The sequence below is a fragment of the Mucilaginibacter sp. genome, assembly GCF_025359345.1.
GTDB lineage: Bacteria > Bacteroidota > Bacteroidia > Sphingobacteriales > Sphingobacteriaceae > Mucilaginibacter.
In genome coordinates this window covers 69,594-87,999 of the sequence record NZ_JANYGQ010000034.1, presented here as the reverse complement: position 1 = coordinate 87,999, position 18,406 = coordinate 69,594, and the positions used below count along the sequence as shown (strand labels likewise).

The following is an 18,406-nucleotide window of genomic DNA, read 5'->3' as shown; positions in this document are numbered from 1 at the left end:
GAATTTACAAAATGAAAGTTTGCTAAATCTGGTTTGTGGAAAGGGACGAGTTAACTTATAAAATAATTGGGTGCGCAATGAAAGTGCACAACACACTTGGAAACGGTTTCCAGGAACTGATTTATCAAAGGTGTTTGGCTATTGAACTTGCAAGGGCAGGCGTAAATTTTATCAGGGAACAAGAACACACCATTTTTTATGATGGGATTGACGTAGGAACAAGAAGGGCAGATTTTGTAGTAGAAGAAAGATTAACCGCGGAATTGAAGGCGCTTATTAATTTGGAAGATGTGCATTTGGCACAGGCTAAAAATTATACCGTTGCCTACGATTATCCCTTGGGACTGTTAATCAACTTCGGAAGCCAGAGTTTGCAGTACAAGTTGATATTTAATCCAAAGTATAACATAAAATCATAAAGAATTAGCAGAAATCAAGGTATTCTGAAAATTTTAGAATTCTGTAAATTCTGATTCAGAAAAAAGAAGAAATAAATTTTAACCGATGACAGTAAGAGAATAGCAACTCAAAGCTGGCATCCAAAAATTAAGATAGTATGATACACGATCCAAACCGCGTTTATGTTTTTGATACCACGCTTCGCGATGGCGAGCAGGTACCGGGCTGCCAGCTAACTACCCCCGAAAAGATAGAGATAGCCCGCGAACTGGAGGCATTGGGTGTTGATATAATTGAAGCCGGCTTCCCGGTATCAAGCCCGGGGGATTTCCAGAGCGTGGTAGAAATATCAAAAGCGGTAAACAATCCTACGGTTTGTGCGCTTACGCGTGCAAATAAAGGCGATATTGATGTGGCGGTTGAGTCGCTTAAATATGCTAAGCATCCGCGTATCCATACCGGCATAGGCTCGTCAGATATGCATATAAAAACCAAGTTTAACAGCACCCGTGAGGAGATATTGGTTCGCGCTGTTGACGCCGTTAAATATGCGAAGCGTTTTGTTGAGGACATAGAGTTTTACGCTGAAGATGCGGGTCGTGCTGATATACATTACTTAGCGCAAATGGTCGAAGCGGTCATCGCGGCAGGCGCAACCGTGGTCAATATTCCTGACACTAACGGTTATTGCCTGCCTAACCAATACGGTGATAAAATACGTTTCCTGAAAGAAAACGTGCAAAATATCGACAAGGCAATTATTTCGGTACATTGCCATAACGATTTAGGCCTGGCCACTGCAAACTCCATAGCAGGTCTTCAAAACGGCGCCAGGCAAATAGAAGGTACCATCAATGGCATCGGCGAACGTGCCGGCAACACTTCGATTGAAGAGGTGGTAATGATACTTAAAACCCACGAGTCCATTAACCTGCACACCAACATAAATACCCGTAATTTTTACGAGATTAGCCAGCTGGTACGCACGCAAATGCGCATGCCGGTACAGGCAAATAAGGCCATTGTCGGCAGCAATGCATTCGCCCACAGCAGCGGCATACACCAGGATGGCTTTTTAAAGAATCGCGAAAACTACGAAATTATAAGGCCGGAGGATGTAGGTTTCCCAAGCGCAACCATTGTGCTTACCGCACGCAGCGGCAGGCATGCGCTAAAATTCCATTTGGAGCGCCTTGGCCAGCATTTGGATAAAGCCGGGTTAGACGAGGCATACAAGAACTTTTTAACCCTTGCCGATGGCAAGTTGGATATAACCGATGAAGACCTTTTAACGCTGGCGAACAACGTAGGCGTTTTACAGAAATAAGAAATAAATAATAAACATAAAATGAGCAAGACATTATTTGACAAGGTTTGGGACACTCACGTGGTGCGTAAAATCCAGGATGGGCCTGATGTGCTTTTTATCGACCGTCATTTGATTCACGAAGTTACCAGCCCGGTAGCCTTTTTGGGGTTAAAAAGCAGGGGCATCAGGGTTTTATACCCGGAGCGCACTTTTGCTACCGCCGACCATAATACACCAACAATTAACCAGCACTTGCCAGTTGCCGACCCATTGTCGGCCAATCAGCTGGATGCGTTGGAGTCAAATTCAAACGAATACGGCATCAGCTACTGGGGACTTGGCCATCAAAAAAATGGTATTGTTCACGTTGTTGGCCCGGAGTACGGCATTACCCAGCCCGGCGCAACCATAGTTTGCGGCGATTCGCACACCTCAACCCATGGTGCTTTTGGCGCCATTGCGTTTGGAATCGGCACATCCGAAGTGGAGATGGTATTGGCTACCCAATGCATTATGCAGCCGAAGCCTAAGAAAATGCGCATTAACATTAATGGCAAATTAGGATTTGGCGTTACACCCAAAGATGTTGCACTATACATAATTTCAAAACTCACCACATCGGGAGCTACCGGCTATTTTGTTGAATACGCGGGTGATGTTTTCGAGAATATGACGATGGAAGGCCGTATGACGGTTTGTAATTTAAGTATCGAAATGGGTGCGCGCGGCGGTATGATTGCCCCAGACGAAACCACCATCGCGTACGTGAAAGGCCGCGAGTTTACTCCAAAGGGAGAAGCCTGGGACAGGGCATTAGCCTACTACAAAACTTTAAAAACCGATGCCGATGCTATTTTTGATAAGGAACTAACCTTTAGTGCATCAGATATTGAGCCGATGATAACCTACGGTACCAACCCGGGCATGGGCATGGGTATATCACACGATATACCAGATGCTGCCGATGTTGAGGGCGGCGCTGCAACCTACGAGAAATCATTAAACTACATGGGTTTCCACGAAGGCGACTCGATGCTTGGCAAACCCGTTGATTTTGTATTTGTAGGCAGCTGTACCAATGGCCGTATTGAGGATTTTAGGGCATTTACATCCCTTGTAAAAGGCAAACACAAAGCCGACAACGTTACTGCATGGCTGGTTCCCGGCTCGCACATTGTTGAAGCGCAGATTAAAGAAGAAGGCTTGCTGGATATTTTAACCGAAGCGGGTTTCACTTTACGCCAGCCCGGTTGCTCTGCATGTTTGGCCATGAACGATGATAAAGTTCCTGCCGGTAAATATGCAGTAAGCACCTCAAACAGAAACTTTGAAGGCCGCCAGGGCCCCGGAGCACGCACCATGCTGGCCAGTCCGCTGGTTGCCGCAGCTGCCGCCGTTACCGGGGTAGTTACCGACCCAAGGACGTTAATTGAGGAACTGGTTTAATTTGTAAAAGCGAGTAGCAGGACAAACGACGAAGCGTCAATGACCTAATGACTCAATGATTAATGACTAAATACAATGGCTTACGATAAATTTAATATAATAACAAGCACCGCGGTTCCGCTTCCGATAGAGAACGTGGATACCGATCAGCTGATACCAGCCCGCTTTTTAAAAGCTACGGAACGCGTTGGTTTCGGCGACAACCTTTTCCGCGACTGGCGCTACAATCCTGATAACACCCCTAAAAAGGATTTTGTGCTGAACAACCCTGTTTACAGCGGCAAAATACTGGTTGGCGGCAAAAACTTTGGCTCCGGCTCATCGCGTGAGCATGCTGCCTGGGCGGTTTATGACTACGGCTTCCGTTGCGTGGTATCCAGCTTCTTTGCGGATATCTTCAGGAATAACTGCCTTAATGTTGGCGTATTGCCGGTACAGGTTAGCGCTGAATTTGCCGAGAAGATTTTCACGGCTGTTATAGGTGATCCCAAAACAGAAATTGAGGTTAATTTACCGGCGCAAAGTATTACCATCCTTTCGACAGGAGACACTGAAAAATTTGACATCAGCCCCTACAAAAAGGATAACATGATTAATGGATTTGATGATATTGATTACCTGCAAAGTATTAAAGGCGAGATTGAGGAATTTGCAGCCAACCTACCGCTTTAAAAAATAGAATCAAGAATCAGGAGTCAAGAACCAAGAATCAGGATATTCGAGAGAACGCAAATGCGCTTTCTTGACTCTTGACTCCTGATTCTTGACTCTCATCCCACCATATAATGGAACGAAGGAAAATAGAGATAATGGATACCACCCTCCGCGATGGGGAACAAACATCGGGGGTGTCGTTTTCTATCTCAGAAAAGTTAACTATTACCCAGCTGTTGTTGGAAGAATTGAACGTAGACAGGGTTGAAATAGCTTCTGCACGCGTATCCGAAGGCGAGTTCCAGGCAGTTAAGAGCATCTTAACCTGGGCCGAAGAAAACGGTTACACCGACCGTATTGAGGTACTGTCATTTGTTGATGATGGTGTTTCTATCGACTGGATGGTAAAATCGGGCGTGAAGGTTCAAAACCTGCTGACAAAGGGTTCGTTAAATCATCTAACCCATCAGCTTAAAAAAACGCCCGAACAGCATTTTGCCGAGATTAAAAATGTAATCGACCTTGCCCACAGCAAGGGTATTGAAACCAACGTTTACCTGGAAGACTGGAGCAACGGCATGCGAAATTCGCCTGAATATGTTTACCAGTACCTTGAGTTTATTACCAAACAACCTGTAAAAAGGATTTTATTGCCCGATACACTGGGCGTATTAACCCCGGTAGAAACCGCAAAGTTTTTAAAAGAACTAATTGCTAAATACCCGGCTACCCATTTCGATTTTCATGCACATAATGACTATGATTTGGGTACCGCCAATGTTCTGGAAGCGGTAAAAGCCGGCGTAAGCGGCCTGCACCTCACCGTAAACGGCATGGGCGAACGGGCAGGTAATGCGGCCATGGCCAGTGCCGTAGCGGTAATAAATGATTTTGTGCCTGAGGTAAAAATCGGCATCAAAGAATCGGCTATTTATACAGTAAGCAAGCTGGTTGAAACGTTTTCGGGCGTAAGGATACCATCCAACAAACCAATTGTTGGCGACAATGTATTCACCCAAACTGCGGGCATCCACGCCGATGGCGACAACAAAAACAACCTGTATTTTAATGACCTGTTGCCCGAGCGTTTTGGCCGCAAACGCGAATATGCTTTGGGCAAAACATCCGGTAAAGCCAACATCGAAAAAAACCTGCAGGAATTGGGCCTCAAACTAAATGATGCCGATCTTAAAAAAGTAACCCAGCGAGTTATTGAGCTGGGCGACAAAAAGGAAACGGTAACTAAGGAGGACCTGCCCTATATTATATCGGATGTGCTTGACAGCAACCTTTATGAAGAAAAGGTTATTATAGAATCATATGTATTAATGCATTCGATGGGATTGCGCCCATCCGCTACCATCTCCGTAAAAATTGACGGCGAGAAGTTTGAGGAAAATGCACAAGGTGATGGCCAGTTTGATGCTTTTATGAATGCGCTCACCAAGGTGTACGTTAAAAAACAACGCTGCCTGCCAAAGCTGATTGACTATGCTGTGCGTATAGCTCCCGGCAGTAGTTCGGACGCATTGTGCGAAACCATTATTACCTGGAAGGATGATAAGAAAAAGTTTGTTACCAGGGGCCTGGATTCCGACCAAACAGTTTGCGCAATTAAGGCTACGCAGAAAATGTTGAATATAATATAGAGACAAGAGTCGAGACGGCAGGAATCAAGAAGAAGAATTGAATATTTGATGACTGAAAAGCAGAACGGCAACGCGGAAATTTGGCTGAAGCCCAAAAGTAATCTATATTAGTCCGTCCCATAAATGGGACGGCAATGAAGAAAATAAATCATTGCCGTTGGCTTTAGCCAACGGTAGAAAGAATGGTTAGGTTCGGCTTTAGCCAAAAATAGCAAAGCGCCAGGATTGATACCTAAACAAAGCATAACACATAAAATCTAAATGAAACTAAACATCGCACTCCTTGCCGGAGATGGAATAGGCCCTGAGGTTATTGCCCAGGCTGTAAAAGTATCTGACGCCGTTGCAAAAAAATTCGGCCACGAAATAAACTGGACACCTGCCCTTACCGGCGCTGCCGCAATTGATGCTGTTGGCGAACCTTACCCTGATTCGACCCACGAGGTTTGTATGGCGGCCGATGCTGTTCTGTTTGGCGCTATCGGTCACCCGCGTTTTGATAACGACCCGAAAGCTACTGTACGCCCCGAGCAGGGACTACTTAAAATGCGTAAAAAACTGGGCTTGTTTGCAAATGTGCGCCCTACGTTTACTTTCCCATCGTTAATTGATAGTTCGCCTTTAAAACGCGAACGTATTGAAGGGACTGATATGATCATCCTGCGCGAACTTACCGGCGGTATTTATTTTGGCGAGCGTGGCAGGCTGGATAACGGCAACACCGCATTTGATACCTGTACCTATACCCGTGCCGAAATTCAGCGCCTTGCAAAACTTGGTTTCGAAATGGCTATGACCCGAAGTAAACGCCTTTGCTGTGTTGACAAGGCTAACGTACTTGAAACCTCACGCCTGTGGCGCGAAACCGTGCAGGACATGGAAAAAGATTATCCCGAAGTAAAAGTAACCTACGAATTTGTTGATGCTGTTGCCATGCGTTTGGTACAATGGCCAAACACGTACGACGTGATGATAACCGAAAACCTTTTCGGCGATATTTTAACTGATGAAGCTTCTGTAATATCAGGCTCTATGGGCTTAATGCCATCTGCGTCGATAGGTGTACACACATCATTGTTTGAACCTATCCACGGCTCATACCCGCAGGCTGCAGGCAAGGACATCGCTAACCCATTGGCAACTGTGTTATCAGCCGCTATGATGTTTGAGGATGCCTTTAAACTAAAAGACGAAGCCGAAGCAATTCGCGCCGTTGTAAATAAATCATTAGCTGAAGGAATTGTTACCGAAGATTTAGCCGGTAAAAACAAAGCCTATAAAACAACTGAAGTTGGCGATTGGCTGGCTGCTAACGTTTAAATAATAATTTTACCCGGGAACACAATGCTGTGCTCCCGGGTAAAATTTATGCTGTCATTGGTATCCGCACAATAAACTGTGCAAACTCTCCTTCTTTGGTATCAACCAAAAGTTCGCCATTGTGCATTTTGGTGATAATATCATAACTTAATGACAGGCCAAGCCCGGTCCCCTGCCCGGTTGGTTTGGTGGTAAAAAATGGCTGGTAAATTTTATCGATAATTTTTTGCGGTATCCCAATCCCATTGTCTCTAACAGTTATTTCTATAAAACCGTTAGTTAGTTTTGTTGTGACGTTCAGTTTCGGCTCAAATTTAGTACCCTGCTTTTTCTTTTCGGTTACCGAGTAAAATGCGTTGGTAAACAGGTTCAGCATTACCCGGCCAATATCCTGCGGAACAACGTTAATCAAAGGCAAGCCGGTTTCAAAATCAGTTTGGAGCACGGCATTAAAAGCTTTGTCTTTAGCCCTTAATCCATGGTAGCTTAACCGTAAATACTCATCGCATAGGGCATTGATGTCAGTAGGTTCTTTTTTGTCGGAGCTTTGGCGCGAATGCTGCAACATGCCTTTTACAATAGCGTCTGCGCGTTTGCCGTGGCTGTTTATTTTTTGGAGGTTGGTTTCAATGTCCGCCGCTATCTCCATGCCTTCGGTAATGTTGCCGGTTTTTAGCTCATCATTCATTTCGGCAATCAACTCAACGCTCACCTCCGAAAAATTATTGATAAAATTTAGCGGGTTTTGTATTTCGTGCGCTATGCCGGCAGTAAGCTCGCCAAGCGACGCCATCTTTTCTGATTGGATAAGTTGCCGCTGGGTGGTGCGCAAATCGTCTATTGACGCTTTAAGTGCTGCTGTGCGTTCTTCAACCTTTAACTCCAGCTGTAGGTTTTGTTCCTGTACTAGTTTGGTACGCTCGGCCTCGGTTTGCTTTATGGTGTTCATCAGGCGGTCCAGCAACGTCCATAAAAACGAGACCACAAGCCAGCAGATACAGGCAACAGTTACTTGGCCAACCAGTTGCTGGCTTAATGACACCTTGAATATCCCGTTGGATACACCGTTAAAAAAAGCAAAGAAGCAAGCCAGCATAAAGGGTAATACAGTAAGTATTTTTTTTGCAGACCTTGTTTTGCGATTAATAAGGCACACCAGAATTATTACTATAGCTAACAGCACATAACTTATAGCTACTACGCCAAACGTATCAGATACCAATCCTGGAATAATGTCGGTGAAATATTCAAGTACCGTTAAAAGTAAAGTTAACCCAAGCATAAGCTTGCCGAGCCGCGGAAAGTTTTTCCTGAACTCAAAGTAGAGATCGAAAAACCGCCATACCGCAAATATAAAAATAGCTTGTAGCAAGTTGTTGCCGAGATACCGGTACAATATCGGGCTGTTACTAAAAAACAAATCGTAACTAACATTCTCGCTTATGAAACCAAAACAAATTGCAGCTATACCAAAATAAAGGTATAGCTTGTCCTTAATAAGGGCATAAAATATAAGGGTTATAATGCCGGCCAGTACCATAAAACCGAACAACCACATTTCGTTGGTAGTGGTGAGGTATTTATTATCCTCCGGGAAACGCGCCTTCAAAAACGGCTCGAAATAACCCACGGTCGCGCCTAAAGTGGACTTCCCGGCTAATTTGGCCAGGTTAAAATTATCAACATAACTACGCTTGTAAAATATGGACTCCTGCCCGGGCTGCAGGTCGTAGTACACGGCCAATATTTGTTTATAACCATTCCTTTTGTCCCATTCAGCATCCCTGCCCGTGGTTTGTTTTAACCAGGTGCCGCCCGGCTGCTGCATATAAAATTCAACTACACCGTTGTTGGCGTACATCATTACACGTACGGGCCTGGCCATCATATTTTTTAGGCGATAGCGCAGCCAATACACATTTACATTTTTTTTAATGATGCGATTCTTATTGGTAAGCTGTACAAAGCCTGCATCCATAGCCGGCGAACTCACCTGGCTAATGGTTAATTTACCCGACTGGTCTTCCAGCTTCTGCACGTTGGTTAGGGGTAGTTGTAATCGATAGGCGGTATCTGTTTTAATTTCGTAAGCGCCCACGCTACTGCTTTGAGCCGTCGACTTTAGCACAAATAAACTCAATAGCAGGAAACAGGAAATTAAGAATTTACACATGCAAGTTTTTTCAATAGCCTAAAATACAATAATGCTGATAAATAATTGTCAATCAGTCACTAATGTGTTTGATTTACCTGTAGGGTTAGCGCCTGCACATTAACAGTGCGTTTCAGGCATTTCTAATTCCCGACTTGTATAAACTCGGGGTTATCCCTTCAATCTTCTTGAAGGCCCTGCTGAAATAATTGAGATTATTAAAACCAGCTTTAAAGCAGGCCTCAGATATGCTGTTGTAAGGGTTATTCATCAACTGCTTGGCAAACTGTATCCTTTCCTTAATAATGTAATCAACCGGCGATACCCCCAGCTCATGCTTAAATGCCCGGAAAAAGCTGGGCTTGCTCATAAAAGCCATCTGGCTAAGCGCATCTATATTCAGTTTTTCAGTAAGATGAATCCTGATGTATTCAACCACGTAAGCAAACCTGCTGCTTTGCGACAACTCGTGCATATTGGTGTTTACCTCGTGCAGGTTTTGCATCTGCATAATGCGTATCAGCAGTTCCTTTAGGGTAAGATTGGCTAACACATCTTTAGTCAAAGCATCCCCGGTACTGATGCGGATGAGTTTATTGATAAGCTGAGCAAGTTCATAATTATTAAAAAAATGAAACTGGTTATAATTAAGCTTCCAGGTACGGTTGTCTTCGCGGGGATAATTTTCGTTTAAAAAATCAAGCGTGCTCATTATTTCCTGCTGGTTTATGGCCAGCGCAGTGCATTGCGAGGGCTGGTTGGCCGTTGCCTCCGGGAAATCAATCTTCATGGTAATGTTAGGGGGCACAATCACCGTTTCGCCGGGCAGGTAATCAAATCCCGGCTGATCAAACAAATGCATTACCTTTTTACCGCGCAACATGCTCGTAATTACCAGGTCGCTAAATGTAAGCGGCACCAGCTCGCTGCGCTGGTAAGTTTCAAAAATATTAAGCTCGCACTGGTTCAAAGTATAGGCCTTCCTGTTTTCAACAAGCGTACTTATTTCCCTGCGGTTTGAAAGCGCTAACGGCGATACCAGGTTTTTATTGGTCATAATTGGTTGCGGCCTATTGGAGTACAAATTAGGCATACTATAATTCATTTACAACAACTTGCGCAAATTGATATTATTGTGCTACCATTTGATACCATCGTGCAAATGCCCCGTTTGTGGTAACCCTAAATTAGTACCACCAATTAAAACTAAAAAACATGAGCATTCCTGCAAAACCAGCTTTTAAAGAAAAGTACGGCAATTTTATTGGCGGCAAATTTGTGCCGCCGGTTAAAGGCGAGTATTTTGAAAACATTTCGCCAATTGATGGCAAGGCATTTACAATGGCCGCCCGTTCGGGTAAGGAAGACATAGAGCTTGCATTGGATGCCGCCCATTCAGCATTTGCAACCTGGGGTAAATCATCAGCGGCCTACAGGGCATCCATACTTAACAAAATTGCCGATGTTATCGAAGCGAACCTTGAATACCTGGCAATAGTTGAGTGTATTGACAATGGCAAAGCCATCCGCGAAACACGGGCTGCCGATTTACCTTTGGTTATCGACCACTTCCGCTATTTTGCCGGGGTAATCCGCGCCGAAGAAGGCGGTATATCCGAACATGACGAATACACCGTAAGCATTTGCCTGCACGAGCCTATTGGCGTAGTTGGTCAAATTATCCCATGGAACTTCCCCTTACTGATGGCTACCTGGAAAATTGCTCCCGCCCTTGCCGCCGGCAACTGCTGCGTGGTAAAACCCGCCGAGCAAACGCCAACATCAATAATGGTGCTGATGGAGCTGATACAGGATATATTGCCTCCGGGCGTATTAAATATCGTTACAGGTTTCGGCCCCGAGGCAGGAAAGCCGCTGGCATCGTCGCCGCGCATCGCCAAGGTATCGTTTACCGGCGAAACCACTACCGGCAGGTTGATTATGCAATACGCGTCAGAAAACCTGATACCGGTAACAATGGAATTGGGCGGCAAATCGCCAAATATTTTCCTTGAATCGGTAGGTGCCGCCGATGATGAATTTTTCGACAAGGCCATTGAGGGTGCCGTTTTGTTTGCCTTAAACCAGGGCGAAGTTTGCACCTGCCCGTCGCGTATTCTGGTGCACGAAAACATTTACGATAAGTTTATGTCGCGGGTAATTGAGCGTACAAACGCCATAAAAATGGGCAATCCGCTTGACGGCGATACCATGATGGGCGCCCAGGCATCGAACGATCAGTACGAAAAAATACAATCGTACCTTAAAATTGGCCGCGAAGAAGGGGCGGAAGTATTGTGTGGCGGCGAGGTAAAAAAATTGGACGGCGAACTTGGCGGCGGCTATTATATACAGCCAACCTTGTTTAAGGGGCATAACAAGATGCGCATTTTCCAGGAAGAAATTTTTGGCCCTGTTGCCTGCGTTACCACCTTTAAAACTACCGAAGAAGCCATTGCCATTGCCAACGATACCTTATACGGACTTGGAGCCGGCGTGTGGACCCGGGACGCACACGAAATTTACCAGGTACCGCGTGCCATACAAGCCGGTAGGGTTTGGGTAAACAACTATCATGCTTATCCTGCCCACGCACCATTTGGCGGTTACAAAAAATCAGGCTTTGGCCGCGAAAACCACAAAATGATGCTGGGCCACTATCGCCAAACAAAAAACATGCTGATATCATACAATAAAAACAAGCTGGGCTTTTTTTAGCATCTTATTGTTTTAATAAGGGGATGTCACCCTGAGCCTGTCGAAGGGCGACGCGCGCAGAGGCTTTTGCCCGCATGTCGTGGTTCGACAGGCTCACCATGACATCTCCCTTTTTGTATCTTGCACAAAACCACCCCATGACAAAAAGAGTATTAGTTGATGCCGAAGCTTCCAATCTTATAAAAGAACTTAAAGCCCGCTTCGGCGACCTGATGTTTCACCAGAGCGGCGGCTGTTGCGATGGCTCATCGCCTATGTGTTTCGAAAAAGGCGAGTTTAAGCTTGGTGGCAGCGATGTTAAGCTTGGCACTATTGACGGGTGCGAATTTTGGATGAGCAAAGATCAGTTTGAATACTGGCAGCATACTCAGCTAACCATCGGCATCACCAAAGGCCGTGGTTCCAGCTTTTCAATCGAAATACCTACCGGTTATCGTTTTATGATCCACTCCCGCCTGTTTACTGATGAGGAAATGAAGGATTTGGAGCCGGTGGAGTTTATAGAAGATTAAGTGTTTGTCTTAACCATGATTCGCACGACTAAAGGATTTTCATGATTGCTTCGGCGAACATCCTTCAATCTTAAAGTTAAGCGAACGGCGCAGCCTTCTTGAACGCCAATAAAAAACAATCAACTGGTGAACAATCAAGGTTCGGACAATATCCTGCAACTCCTTAAATCTTGTGAATCAAGGTTCAGAATGAAAATCCTTCCGCATCCGTCAAATCAGTTTAATCCCGGTCTCGTCCGCACAAACTACCCAATCACCGATACATTTTGTAAATTGTGATTTGTAATACGTTGCTTTGTATATGTTTCGGGTTAAAACCTATTTAGTGGTGGTGCATATTGCGGGCTGGCTGTTGTTTATGGCCTTCCCGCTGCTGTTTTTAAACGGCGGGCAACAGGGTGGCGAGGGTTTTAAGTTGTTACTGTCGCCTTATTACTGGCTGTTTTGTGCCACTTATATCTTCTTGTTTTACATAAATGGCTATTTTTTTATCCCAAGATTATTCATAAAAAGGCGATATGTTCAATACGCTTTCGTGGTTATTGTATTGTATGCCGGCATATACTATTTAATGCCTTATGATAATTTATTACGGCATAATGAGCGCGGCCCTAACAATACCGCAATGCGCCAGCCAGCTCCTCCTATGCAAACAATTAATCCCGGTGAACATGCGCCACCACCGCCATTTGATGAAGGCCCGGGTGGGCACAGGCCACCGCCGGCGGATGATGGTATGCACAAAGCGCCGGCACATTTGCCGCCCAGCTATGGTGAAGGACCGCCACAGTTTGGCCCGGCACCGGGCGGAAGGCATGTGTTTTTCGACACCACAAGTCTTTTTTTGTTTATGATGATAATGGCCTTGAGCACCGCTATTAAAACCATAAGGCAATGGCAGCTTACCGAGCATCGGGCCACCCAGGCCGAGGCAGACAAAGCCAGCGCCGAACTTTCTTTTTTAAAAGCGCAGATAAACCCGCATTTCCTGTTTAACACGCTAAATAATATTTACACCCTGGCGGTAATGAAAGATGATAATGCGCCCGACAGTATCATGAAGCTATCGAATATTATGCGCTATGTAACCGACGATGCCAATGCCGATTTTGTAGCGCTGCAAAGCGAAGTGGATTGCATTAATGATTATATTGAGTTGCAGCGCCTGCGGCTGGGCAAAAAAACGACTATTGATTTTGGTGTTTCAGGTAATATCGAACCCAAAAGCATTGCCCCGCTTATATTGATAACCTTTGTTGAAAACGTATTTAAATATGGCGTAAGCAAGCACGAAGAATCAGCCATAGTTATAAAAATTTCTACCACGAAAGATGAGATTGCCTTTTTTTGTGAGAACCGTATTTTCCAGGATGTAAACGAAAACAACCGCACCGGCATCGGCCTTAAAAATACCCGCAAGCGGCTGGAACATTTATACCCCGGCAGGTATTTACTAACTATCAACAACCAAAACAACTTATACACGGTTAACCTCACCCTGCAAACCTGATGAAAAGGCTTAGATGTATTGCTATTGACGATGAGCCACTGGCCCTGAGGCTGATTGCAAAATATGTACTGGAATTCCCGCAACTGCAAATGGTGCAAACATTTGAGGATGCCATATCCGGAGCCGAATATCTTAAACAAGGCACAACCGACCTGCTGTTTATCGACATTAACATGCCCGATATTACCGGCATTGAACTGGTGCGCTCATTACAGCAAAAGCCCCTGGTGATATTTACCACCGCTTATAAAAACTTTGCCTTCGAAGGTTTCGAGCTGGAAGCCATTGACTATTTATTAAAACCGATAGATATTAAACGTTTTGCCAAAGCGGTGGAAAAGGCGGTTGATTACTACAAATATAAAAACGCCGCTAATGAAAAGCAGGATGAAAGCATCTACGTATACTCTGAATACCGGATGGTGAAAATCGACCTTGCCAATATTGAATATATCGAGAGTATGGAGGATTATATAAAAATCCATGTAAACGATGCCAAAACAATTTTAACACTTATGCCACTTAAAAAGATGCTGGAAAAACTGCCCGCCGATAAATTTCAGCGCATACACCGCAGCTATATTGTGCCTGTAAATAAGATAAAATCTATCCATAACCGCAGGGTACAATTGGCTGGTATTGAACTGCCCATCAGTGACAGTTACACCGATTTTGCCCGTAACTGGATGAAATTTAAATGAAAAGAGCCGGTTTATCGGCACATACTTACCGTTCACCGACACTCCTAAGAAACACCTGTTAATCCGCAATAAGTTTACAACAGTTAATCAAATTATTGACAATTAAACTTTTGTACCATGGAGCGGAAAAACTTTCTGAAAGCGTTTGCAGTAGCGGCAGCAGCCGGCCCCCTAATATTGGATGGCTGTAAAAAAGAATCAATCACCAAAAGCACTACAACCACCGGGACAACTACAACCACTACATCCGACAGTAGCAGCAGCTGTGTAGTATCGCCAACCGAAACCGAGGGGCCATACCCATATGTAGGCGGCGAGCTAACCAATCCGCTAAACAGGGCAGACATCACAGCCGGGCAAACCGGCGTGCCGTTAACGCTTACCTTCCTGGTAGTAAATGCTAACGACAATTGTAACCTGGTTGCCGATGCAAGGGTGGATATCTGGCATTGTAATAAGGACGGGTATTATTCAGGCTATGCCAACCAGGGCGGCGGCAAAAGCTTCGTAGGCCAAACATTCTTGCGCGGTTACCAGCTTAGCACTACAAACGGAGCAGTAACGTTCACCACCATTTACCCGGGTTGGTACAGCGGCAGGGCCACACACATACACCTGGAAGTGTATGTAAACAATGTGATGAAGAAAACCACCCAGATAACCTTCTCCGAAACAATATCAGATGCTGTACATGTTTCAACGCTTTACTCCCTCGGTGTAAACCCAACCCGGAACGCCAATGACAGTATCCTCGGCGACTCGGCCACCGACCTTGCTAACGAAACCGTTGCATTGGTGGGCAGCATCTCTGCGGGGTATAGCGGTTCGCATAATATTGGGTTGGCGTTGTAGGTATTAATCGTGGTTAGGGCGTGTGTAATACGCCCCAACGTTAAACGGCACATTTAACAGGCAAAATTGTAGGGGCGTATTGCATACGCCCGAAATAAAAAACAAACCATGTACAAGGCAAAAATAAAATTGGTTTATAAACAGGTAATTGATGCACAATCTGAAAGTGCATTTGAAAAAGCGATCATACAGGCATCATACCAGGAGTTCCTGCTTAAATCGCAGGCCTATAATCTGGACGGCAAGTTTAAAACTTTCAGCCGTATGAAGGCCAACGACGGCCGTGCAAACTCGCTGCATTATAAGCTCAGTTTTTCTGTGCTGCATTTTATTGACCAGCTCAATAATAAAATACCAGTATTGAAAGATAACCTGGGCAATAAGCTGGCATTTGAAACGGCAGCTTTTGAGCTGATAGAATCACACACCGAAGATGTGCAGTTACATAAAGTAGCAATCAATTATCAAACAGAAACATTAATGTTGATTGATTTTATGGGGGAATACCTGCTACTTACCAAAGATAATCCTGCTGATAATGAACCTGCGCTCACATTCGTAATAAAGATGCAGCCCGATTTATCAATAGCTACTTACCAGGAAATTGTTGAGGAAGCTGGTAGTTTTAAGTAGCCATTTGGTGGTGAAAATCAGCGATTCGGTTATCAGCGAAACCGTCCCGCATTAGCGAGTAATACCCCTTTTTTAATAATAATTGTTGTTTGGCGTCTGCATTGGAGAGTGCAGGCGCTTTTTATTAGTCCATGGTCTATAGACCATGACTATAAAGTTGCCGCTACTATGGTCTATCGTCCATGGTCTATGGACTATCAACTACGCTGACAACGTTCTTTAAATAGTTCTCCATCAGCACCATATCGATCTTATCGTTCATAAAGCCGATGTACATATCAGGCCGCACGATTATTGATTTACCCACTTTGATATTTACCTCAAATGCATCAAATATATGCTGGTTTTTTGTCGATTGCGGCAGGTAGAAAAAGTTAAGCATACCGGGATATTTTACGGTTATCCATTTGGCGATGGCAAACAGGTCGCCTTCTGCCAATTTGCCTAATACAATAAGCGTAAAGCCTGGTTTAGTACACCATTCGTGCAGGTCGGTTTCCAGTTGTTTCTTTTCGTCGAATACTTTTAAGTACGGCAGCCTGTCGCCGGCCTTTATTTGGGTTGATTGGGCCACATGCAGGTTGATACTGCTATCGCGATAGCTGATGGCAATTTGCGATACCTGTTTAAAAAATGTTGCCCGTAGTTTTTCATTACCCCAAGCCAGCTTAAGTAATGGGGGTATTATCCAGCGTTTAAAAACCCGGTTAATCCAGTTGCGCGATATTATGATGTTGAACACCTTATCGGTGGTGCTTAGTAACCTTTTGGCTACCGGCATCCGTTCAGCGGCATAACTGTCTAATATTTTCTCATCAAATCGCCCGTTAACAACTCCGGCCAATTTCCAGGCCAGGTTATAGGCATCCTGCAAGCCGGTGTTCATACCCTGTCCGCCAACCGGCGAATGGATATGCGCTGCATCGCCCACCAAAAAACAGCGCTGCACCCTGAAGCTATCGGCCATACGGTGGTGCAGGCGGTAGCTGGTAAACCAGTAAGTTTTTTTTATTTCTATTGGTTTACCAGTGTTTTTTTCGAGTCCGGGCAGGATGTCTTCTATTGTTAAATCTTCTTTTTTCACCATCTCATCCGGCAGGTTGCCCAACACACGAAAACGCCTGGCCTCCGGCATCGGGAAAAAAGCCGAGAATCCATTTTTAGCCAGGAACAGGTTCACCTTATCGTTATCAAAATGATTACCTCCCAGCTCCACATCAGCCAGGTAAAAATTATGGCTGTAAGTGTCTCCTGCAAACGGGATGTTCAATTGTTTGCGCACCGTACTATGTGCACCATCAGATCCAACTACCCAGTCACAATTAATGAAAGTAATGTCTTCGCCATTGTGCAATTCTACTTCAACCTGCCTATTAGTCTGTTTTAACGATTTAAGGGTAGTCGCCCAATAAACCGGGCAACAGTTAATGGTTAAATAATCAAGCAGCACACGCTCATTTTTGCTTTGCGGGTAAAGCAGGATGTAAGGGAAGCGGGTTTGTCCTTCGCCTACATTTTCCATAGCCAGGCTGGCTACTTGCTTACCATCCTCGTTAAAAATTACAGCTTTGGCCTGTTTGCCGTTTTCAATCACACGGTCAATAACACCCATCTGCCGGTAAATCTCCAGCGAGCGTGCTTGTACCGCCAACGCTTTTGATTCGTCGGTAGGGCCTTGTTTAATATCTATAATTATAGGGATGATGCCATATCTTAGCAACTGTGCAGCCATCATCAGGCCGGATGGACCGGCGCCAACTATCAGTACTTTGGTATGTGTTGCTGTAATGAGCAATTATCTGTGATATATTAAAAAAATTGCGGGCCGTTTATGCAATTCGGGCGCTTTCTTTTGCCAGTCGGCAATGGTTTTTGTTTGTATAAATTCTGTTGCTGCGGTTATATCGCACGCTATACATAAACGTGTTTTGGGGTGCGCTGTTTTCAAAATCTCTTCCAGCATAGGGTTGTTGCGGAAAGGCGTTTCGATAAATAGCTGCGTTTGGTCGTTTTTTTCGGAAAGTATTTCCAGCTCTTTTATCTTTTTACTGCGTGCTGCCTTGTCTATAGGTAAATAACCATGAAATGTAAAACTTTGCCCGCTAAAGCCTGATGCCATCAGCGCCATTAAAATAGAGCTTGGGCCAACCAAAGGAACAACTTTTATACCCATGCGGTGAGCCTTTTCTACCAACTCGGCGCCCGGATCGGCAACGCCGGGGCAGCCTGCTTCGCTCATCAGGCCAACGTCGTTGCCTGCTTGTAGTCCTTTAAAAAACTCGGCTGTGCCGTCAGCACGGTTATGTTTGCCATAATCGTGTATCACCAGCTCGCTTTGTGGTGTTTTTAACCCGGCCTCTTTTAAAAACCTGCGGGCCGTTTTTTCATTCTCCACAATGTATTCTTTAATACTGTTTATGGTATCAACAAGGTAAGGGGTGAATGACTTCGCAGCGGCATCGTCGGCAAGGGGTACGGGTATTAAATAAAGTGTTCCTAAAGGCATATTGCAAAATTGCTGTTTTTTGTTTAATTTAAGCTATTGAAAGGG

At 44.8% G+C, this 18,406-nt stretch carries 16 protein-coding genes; 12 read left to right on the top strand and 4 right to left on the bottom strand.

What is annotated here, in order from left to right:
* The first annotated feature begins 35 nt into the window (after positions 1-35).
* The 6 genes from Q0R52_RS24345 (at position 36) to leuB (ending at position 6,777) form a co-directional block, all read left to right on the top strand.
* Positions 36-419, top strand: coding sequence for a GxxExxY protein (locus Q0R52_RS24345; RefSeq protein WP_295799836.1), 384 nt, complete (start codon positions 36-38; stop codon positions 417-419).
* 137 nt (positions 420-556) lie between these two features.
* Complete coding sequence (locus Q0R52_RS24340; RefSeq protein WP_295799833.1) at positions 557-1,726, top strand: 2-isopropylmalate synthase; 1,170 nt, start codon at positions 557-559, stop codon at positions 1,724-1,726.
* A 21-nt stretch (positions 1,727-1,747) separates the two neighbouring features.
* Positions 1,748-3,154, top strand: coding sequence for a 3-isopropylmalate dehydratase large subunit (gene leuC, locus Q0R52_RS24335; protein ID WP_295799831.1), 1,407 nt, complete (start codon positions 1,748-1,750; stop codon positions 3,152-3,154).
* A gap of 75 nt (positions 3,155-3,229) precedes the next feature.
* Complete coding sequence (leuD, locus tag Q0R52_RS24330; protein WP_295799828.1) at positions 3,230-3,826, top strand: 3-isopropylmalate dehydratase small subunit; 597 nt, start codon at positions 3,230-3,232, stop codon at positions 3,824-3,826.
* 113 nt (positions 3,827-3,939) lie between these two features.
* Complete coding sequence (locus Q0R52_RS24325; protein ID WP_295799826.1) at positions 3,940-5,457, top strand: alpha-isopropylmalate synthase regulatory domain-containing protein; 1,518 nt, start codon at positions 3,940-3,942, stop codon at positions 5,455-5,457.
* Positions 5,458-5,718: 261 nt separating this feature from the next.
* Positions 5,719-6,777, top strand: coding sequence for a 3-isopropylmalate dehydrogenase (leuB, locus tag Q0R52_RS24320; RefSeq protein ID WP_295799823.1), 1,059 nt, complete (start codon positions 5,719-5,721; stop codon positions 6,775-6,777).
* A gap of 46 nt (positions 6,778-6,823) precedes the next feature.
* On the opposite strand, the gene Q0R52_RS24315 is transcribed toward leuB, so the two are convergent.
* On the bottom strand, positions 6,824-8,950 hold the full coding sequence (locus Q0R52_RS24315) for an ATP-binding protein (RefSeq protein WP_295799822.1): 2,127 nt from the start codon (positions 8,948-8,950) through the stop codon (positions 6,824-6,826).
* Between the two features lie 112 nt (positions 8,951-9,062).
* A complete protein-coding gene (locus Q0R52_RS24310) occupies positions 9,063-9,986 on the bottom strand; it encodes an AraC family transcriptional regulator (RefSeq protein ID WP_295799820.1) in 924 nt (307 codons plus the stop codon).
* Between the two features lie 158 nt (positions 9,987-10,144).
* Here Q0R52_RS24310 and Q0R52_RS24305 point away from each other — a divergent pair, with 158 nt between their 5' ends.
* The 6 genes from Q0R52_RS24305 (at position 10,145) to Q0R52_RS24280 (ending at position 15,855) form a co-directional block, all read left to right on the top strand.
* Complete coding sequence (locus Q0R52_RS24305) at positions 10,145-11,647, top strand: aldehyde dehydrogenase family protein (RefSeq protein WP_295799817.1); 1,503 nt, start codon at positions 10,145-10,147, stop codon at positions 11,645-11,647.
* Between the two features lie 137 nt (positions 11,648-11,784).
* Positions 11,785-12,159, top strand: a complete 375-nt coding sequence (locus Q0R52_RS24300; protein ID WP_252790039.1) for a DUF779 domain-containing protein — start codon at positions 11,785-11,787, stop codon at positions 12,157-12,159.
* 301 nt (positions 12,160-12,460) lie between these two features.
* Entirely contained in the window at positions 12,461-13,669 is a 1,209-nt protein-coding gene (locus Q0R52_RS24295; protein WP_295799811.1) for a histidine kinase, read from the top strand.
* Entirely contained in the window at positions 13,669-14,370 is a 702-nt protein-coding gene (locus Q0R52_RS24290; protein ID WP_295799809.1) for a LytTR family DNA-binding domain-containing protein, read from the top strand. Before Q0R52_RS24295 ends, Q0R52_RS24290 begins: the two co-directional genes overlap by 1 nt.
* Before the next feature lie 117 nt (positions 14,371-14,487).
* Positions 14,488-15,222, top strand: coding sequence for an intradiol ring-cleavage dioxygenase (locus Q0R52_RS24285; protein ID WP_295799806.1), 735 nt, complete (start codon positions 14,488-14,490; stop codon positions 15,220-15,222).
* Between the two features lie 108 nt (positions 15,223-15,330).
* Positions 15,331-15,855: a hypothetical protein gene (locus Q0R52_RS24280; RefSeq protein WP_295799803.1), complete on the top strand. Its 525-nt coding sequence runs from the start codon at positions 15,331-15,333 to the stop codon at positions 15,853-15,855.
* Between the two features lie 187 nt (positions 15,856-16,042).
* Here Q0R52_RS24280 and Q0R52_RS24275 read toward each other — a convergent pair whose 3' ends face one another.
* Positions 16,043-17,650 carry an FAD-dependent monooxygenase gene (locus Q0R52_RS24275; RefSeq protein ID WP_295799800.1) on the bottom strand — a complete coding sequence of 536 codons (1,608 nt, stop codon included), beginning with the start codon at positions 17,648-17,650 and terminating at the stop codon, positions 16,043-16,045.
* Complete coding sequence (locus Q0R52_RS24270) at positions 17,651-18,361, bottom strand: SAM-dependent methyltransferase (protein WP_295799797.1); 711 nt, start codon at positions 18,359-18,361, stop codon at positions 17,651-17,653.
* Positions 18,362-18,406: the final 45 nt, after the last annotated feature.

Bases quoted from the DNA above. Each gene is read 5' to 3' on its own strand.
- Q0R52_RS24340 (WP_295799833.1), top strand. From the start codon at position 557: ATGATACACGATCCAAACCGCGTTTATGTTTTTGATACCACGCTTCGC.
- leuC (WP_295799831.1), top strand. From the start codon at position 1,748: ATGAGCAAGACATTATTTGACAAGGTTTGGGACACTCACGTGGTGCGT.
- leuD (WP_295799828.1), top strand. From the start codon at position 3,230: ATGGCTTACGATAAATTTAATATAATAACAAGCACCGCGGTTCCGCTT.
- Q0R52_RS24325 (WP_295799826.1), top strand. From the start codon at position 3,940: ATGGAACGAAGGAAAATAGAGATAATGGATACCACCCTCCGCGATGGG.
- leuB (WP_295799823.1), top strand. From the start codon at position 5,719: ATGAAACTAAACATCGCACTCCTTGCCGGAGATGGAATAGGCCCTGAG.
- Q0R52_RS24315 (WP_295799822.1), bottom strand. From the start codon at position 8,950: ATGTGTAAATTCTTAATTTCCTGTTTCCTGCTATTGAGTTTATTTGTG.
- Q0R52_RS24310 (WP_295799820.1), bottom strand. From the start codon at position 9,986: ATGACCAATAAAAACCTGGTATCGCCGTTAGCGCTTTCAAACCGCAGG.
- Q0R52_RS24305 (WP_295799817.1), top strand. From the start codon at position 10,145: ATGAGCATTCCTGCAAAACCAGCTTTTAAAGAAAAGTACGGCAATTTT.
- Q0R52_RS24300 (WP_252790039.1), top strand. From the start codon at position 11,785: ATGACAAAAAGAGTATTAGTTGATGCCGAAGCTTCCAATCTTATAAAA.
- Q0R52_RS24295 (WP_295799811.1), top strand. From the start codon at position 12,461: ATGTTTCGGGTTAAAACCTATTTAGTGGTGGTGCATATTGCGGGCTGG.
- Q0R52_RS24290 (WP_295799809.1), top strand. From the start codon at position 13,669: ATGAAAAGGCTTAGATGTATTGCTATTGACGATGAGCCACTGGCCCTG.
- Q0R52_RS24285 (WP_295799806.1), top strand. From the start codon at position 14,488: ATGGAGCGGAAAAACTTTCTGAAAGCGTTTGCAGTAGCGGCAGCAGCC.
- Q0R52_RS24280 (WP_295799803.1), top strand. From the start codon at position 15,331: ATGTACAAGGCAAAAATAAAATTGGTTTATAAACAGGTAATTGATGCA.
- Q0R52_RS24270 (WP_295799797.1), bottom strand. From the start codon at position 18,361: ATGCCTTTAGGAACACTTTATTTAATACCCGTACCCCTTGCCGACGAT.